This window comes from uncultured Methanobrevibacter sp., from assembly GCF_900314695.1.
Taxonomy (GTDB): domain Archaea; phylum Methanobacteriota; class Methanobacteria; order Methanobacteriales; family Methanobacteriaceae; genus Methanocatella.
The window spans coordinates 1-2,634 of sequence record NZ_OMWD01000058.1 but is presented as its reverse complement, the minus strand read 5'-3'; the positions used below and the strand labels follow the sequence as shown (position 1 = coordinate 2,634).

Genomic DNA, 2,634 nt, shown 5'->3' with positions numbered 1-2,634 from the left:
AAATGAAAAAACATTTACTCTTTTTTAAAACAACAATTAAAATCACATTTAATTGAATAATATCTCATTTATAATTACTCCTATATAAAAAATAAGAGAGAGCATTTGAAAAGTATTCGAATAATGAACTCAGAGCAATTTTTCATACTCAAAGCAATTATCAAAAATCCATAAAAAAAGTATACTGAACAAAAATTCATGACCTAAAAAAGTCACCAAAAAACACAAAATAAAAAAAAAACGCAAAATAATAAATAAAAAAGATAGTACACCCAATAGTGCAATTCATCCATGACCTTGAAGAGGTCATGGTATTCTTGCATCATTTAGATAAATTAAAATCTCCTCTTTTTGGATTCTAGTTAAAAACTCCCTATCAGAACATCCAGTAGTAATTATATCAACATGACATCCGAATTCCTCTTCTAATTTACGAATTATAGCATTATATTGAATCATTCCAATTAAACCATCAGTATCCATTATAAAATCTAAATCACTATCTTCATTAGCTTCTCCTCGAGCATATGAACCAAAAATTCCTAATCTGGCAATACCATATTCACTAACTATAGGGATAGCAATTTGTTTAATTTCTTCAATAGAATAAATCATAATGAATCACCCAAGTAATATATTATATAAAAATAATTAATATTAAATCTTTTGAAAGTGCACAACAGTGAAAAAAAATAGACTAATTAATATTTATGGCATCTTAAGAGTAACCCACCTTCTGTTTAACAGCATTCATCTTAGCGTGCTACCTTGCCTCATACAGGTTGTCATCGGCACCTTTGCTCTTGCATCCTACGGAATGGCCGTTTCACCGCTTCTTTTAATGTCCTCAAATAAATATCATCGTCTACCATTAAAAGCCGTGTCGTTTCTGCTCCAGAGTCATGCTTCTCAGCATACGTTTTTCAACGCCGTAGTTCTGTACTGATGGGCGGAGTTTCCTTAGTTTAAAAAATAAACCAGCAGCTGTCTTTAACTTGCCATGAAATATTAATTAAAAGTAGCAGGGCCTAGATTTGAACTAGGGATCTCGGGGTTATGAGCCCCGCGGGATCACCAGACTACCCCACCCTGCTATAAGATAAAAATAGTGTTACAACTATGTATAATTTATAGTACTGACAATATATAAATCTTTCTATAAAATGAAGAAAATCGAAGAAAATAAAATTATTTATTTTCTAAAGATTCAATTCTTTTATCCAAATCAGATAATTTTTCTTCAGTGACTTTTTGGAACTCTTCGGATGACTTTTTAAATTCATCGAAAGATTTTTCTAAAGTATCGACCTGACCGGTGGTTTTGCTAAATTTAGATTCCAATTCTTCCAAATCATCAGTAGTAGCTAAACACCAATCCTTAATCAATTCATCGCTTTTTTCATCTAAAAATGAATCGATTTTTTTAGAAAATAAATCAGTATTTAAACTAGACATGTCAATATCACTTAATTTGACTTTAATCCTTTTACCCACAGAGTTAGAGTCTTTTTCAACGGATTCCTCATCAACTTTAGTTAACTCATATCCTGAATCGTCACTACCCAATACCTCATTCATATGTGCATCAGCAGTTGTTGGAACATAACTGCGTAATTTTTTAGTAGCTTCAGGACTATTGAGTAAATAATAGTAGACCAAAATCACAATAGCAATAATTAAAATTATTATAGCAACAACTTCAATAGCTTCCATAATATCGCCTATTTATCCATTTTCTCAAGTTTAGCTTCTTTAGCTTCAATTTCTTTAAGCATTTTTTCTAATTTCTTTTGCTCAGTTTGAGCTTCTAATCTGGCTAACCTTTCATTAATTTCAGAATGCAAATATCCGACTTCACTTCTTACATCAGTAGTGGATTGTCTGATAGCTGAGAGGCTATCCTGTTTGTCTTGTGGTAATGGAATAGGATTGTCCATTAATCTTTTGGATTCAATATCTTTTTCAACCATAGACATTTTTTTAAGCTCTATTTCTTTTTCAAGCATTTGAATAGAATTTTTAGACTGTGCAACTTTTCTCCATTGGAATACTATGATTAAAAGCACAATAGCCACAATAATCAAAATAATTAAATAAAAAATTTGATCAGGTATTGTAGGAATATCCATCTTTTAACCTCCAATTATTTTATACAATTAAATAAATATATAGTTATATTAACTTTATCAAATATAAAATTAATTATTTAAATAGAAGGTAAAAATTTATGATAGAATCTTATATAAAGGCTGGAAAACTGGCTTCTAAAATTCGTGATGAAGCTTCAAAAATGATTAAAGATGGAACTTTAGTTATTGACTTAGTTGAATATGTAGAAAGTGAAATATTGAAAACCGGAGCTGAAATTGCTTTTCCATGCAATGTATCAATCAATGAATATGCCGCGCATTATACCTCCCCAGCAGGAGACAAGACCGCATTCAAAGCTGGAGATATGGTAAAATTGGATTTAGGTGCCATGATTGACGGATACATAGCAGATACAGCAGTGACAGTACTTGCTAGTGGAAATATGGATGAAAATTATACTCAAGATGAAATTAACTTACATGAAGAAATAATTGAAGCATCAGCTGCAGGACTTGAAGCTGCAATTGCAACCGCCAGAGCAGG

General features: G+C 31.1%; 4 protein-coding genes, 1 tRNA gene and 1 other RNA gene. 1 reads left to right on the top strand and 5 read right to left on the bottom strand.

Going from position 1 to position 2,634, the window contains the following annotated elements:
* Positions 1–306: 306 nt before the first annotated feature.
* The 5 genes from QZN45_RS10995 to QZN45_RS10975 form a co-directional block, all read right to left on the bottom strand.
* Positions 307–615, bottom strand: coding sequence for a nucleotidyltransferase family protein (locus QZN45_RS10995; protein WP_296812955.1), 309 nt, complete (start codon positions 613–615; stop codon positions 307–309).
* Positions 616–713: 98 nt separating this feature from the next.
* Positions 714–999: RNase P RNA component (gene rnpB, locus QZN45_RS10990), an RNA gene on the bottom strand.
* A gap of 20 nt (positions 1,000–1,019) precedes the next feature.
* Positions 1,020–1,094, bottom strand: a tRNA-Met gene (locus QZN45_RS10985).
* A gap of 94 nt (positions 1,095–1,188) precedes the next feature.
* On the bottom strand, positions 1,189–1,713 hold the full coding sequence (locus QZN45_RS10980; protein ID WP_292607815.1) for a hypothetical protein: 525 nt from the start codon (positions 1,711–1,713) through the stop codon (positions 1,189–1,191).
* A gap of 8 nt (positions 1,714–1,721) precedes the next feature.
* A complete protein-coding gene (locus QZN45_RS10975; protein WP_292607812.1) occupies positions 1,722–2,129 on the bottom strand; it encodes a hypothetical protein in 408 nt (135 codons plus the stop codon).
* A gap of 98 nt (positions 2,130–2,227) precedes the next feature.
* Here QZN45_RS10975 and QZN45_RS10970 point away from each other — a divergent pair.
* On the top strand, positions 2,228–2,634 hold a 407-nt coding region (locus tag QZN45_RS10970), incomplete at its 3' end, for a M24 family metallopeptidase (protein ID WP_296812953.1).